This is a genomic window from Microcystis sp. LE19-10.1B (assembly GCF_027530565.1).
Classification (GTDB): Bacteria; Cyanobacteriota; Cyanobacteriia; order Cyanobacteriales; family Microcystaceae; genus Microcystis; species Microcystis aeruginosa.
This window is the reverse complement of sequence record NZ_JAPZQM010000175.1, coordinates 1-1,648: the sequence shown is the minus strand read 5'-3', so window position 1 is coordinate 1,648 and position 1,648 is coordinate 1. Positions and strand designations below refer to the sequence as shown.

Genomic DNA, 1,648 nt, shown 5'->3' with positions numbered 1-1,648 from the left:
GCTCTCGATGGGAAGAAGCATATCCTTAGTTAAAGCAGATTTTCTTCCTCAGTGCAACCTAAGTCGATGCTTTCTCACGAGTGCGGGTTCATTTTCTAGGTTGACTTCGGCTTCCTTACCAGCATTTATTGAGATGTTGCCATTTTTCTAATCTCCAAAACTCCATCTAAAAAAGATAACCTTAACCCTGGGCGATCGATTAGCTGTTCAACAGCTTTAAATTCTCTCCAGGTTAAGTCACTAATTAAAATTGGTTCTGCTTCTCGTTCGATTAGTGTAGTTATCATGATTTAAACCCAAATTTAGAGCGTGAATTTTACTCAACATGATATCAGATCAAAACAGATTATCATGAAAAATATCATAGTCTAACAAACTGCCCTTAATCATACCATAGCTAGTAAACCTTTTGAGAATACCAAATCATTGGACTTCTTGTAAAAATCAAAAAGTTGTTAGTATTAGAAGTCAGTAGTCAGGAGAATTAAGAATGAATAATAATCAATTAAATAGTCTATTTACGGATTTTATGCCATTTAATCCTTATTTTTGACGTTTTTGAACCCTCAAAAATTAATCATGCAAGAGACATTATCTATTGCGGTTCTCACACCTGTGTGGCACACTTAAACCTTTGCTAATTAAGCTTTTCAACATCGGTAGTGTACCTCTTGCGAACAGGAAACGCTATAAATTACTTGTTAATACTGCACACTTAAAACTCAAATCTGATAACTGATAACTGATAACTGATAACTGATAACTGTTTTACTCGGCTTTTACCAAACCCTGAGAGCGAATGCAGGCCTGTTCCCAGCGACAATCGGGATTAACTTCCACTGGTTTGAGTCGCGCCCAGATTTCGCCTTGATCATCGGCATAAAAACTATCGATAATAGCAGGAATACGAGTACCAAAAGGTTCGGTAATCAGGACAGAATCGGTCAGATTAAATACTTCGCCATTAGCTCCCGTCGCTTTTTCGATGACGGGAATTTCTGCTTTGGGAATCGGTTTTCGGAATGGAGGAGCCGAATCGAAACGGGGACGGAGAGGAGATTTTATCTCACTACTGACTGATTTTACCGTTTCCTCGGCTGGTTTTTCCTCAATTATTTCTGGAGGGGTTTCCGGGGGTTTGGGGGGTACTGCAGCCCTAGAACCCTTTTTAATAATTTGTAGAGGTTGTAGAGGAGGAGTGGTTTTAATTGGCTCTTCGGGGGGTTCAGGGGTGCTAGGGGTTTTCTTCGGGGGACGTGGCATGATACGACAAGGAAAATAAAAACTATAGGATTATTGAAGCACATCGAGCCGCTAACCTGCTCGACCGGCGCTTGTGTCAATAGATATCTAGGGTTTGCGGCAAAAAGTTTTTCGTAGGGTGTAGGGTGTGGGGTGTGGGGAGCGGGTTTTTAAAGTTGGATTGGGAGTTAATCATACTGTTAAAAACGGATTTGGTATGGCTCTTCGGTTGGTGTTATGCAATAGACGGGGGTTATAAGGGATGTAACCCTTATATAGAAAGGCATTTAGCGATTTTTGTCAATTGTTTTTGATCTAGAGCGAACTAATCAATTAAGTCTCTTACCAGATAAGGATTTAGTCGATTTATGCCCCCCTATCGAACCATACCAAGTAACGAAGAACC

1 protein-coding gene and 1 pseudogene are annotated in these 1,648 nt (G+C 40.3%); both read right to left on the bottom strand.

The window, feature by feature from the left end; translation table 11 throughout:
* Nucleotides 1–140: 140 nt before the first annotated feature.
* A pseudogene (locus O9332_RS06135) lies at nt 141–287 on the bottom strand (Uma2 family endonuclease); the annotation flags it as partial.
* Nucleotides 288–768: 481 nt separating this feature from the next.
* Nucleotides 769–1,263, bottom strand: a complete 495-nt coding sequence (locus O9332_RS06130; RefSeq protein WP_002738874.1) for a hypothetical protein — start codon at nt 1,261–1,263, stop codon at nt 769–771.
* Nucleotides 1,264–1,648 lie beyond the last annotated feature (385 nt).

What these genes read in the sequence shown, in the direction of transcription:
- O9332_RS06130 (WP_002738874.1), bottom strand. Translation starts at nt 1,263, where the DNA reads ATGCCACGTCCCCCGAAGAAAACCCCTAGCACCCCTGAACCCCCCGAA.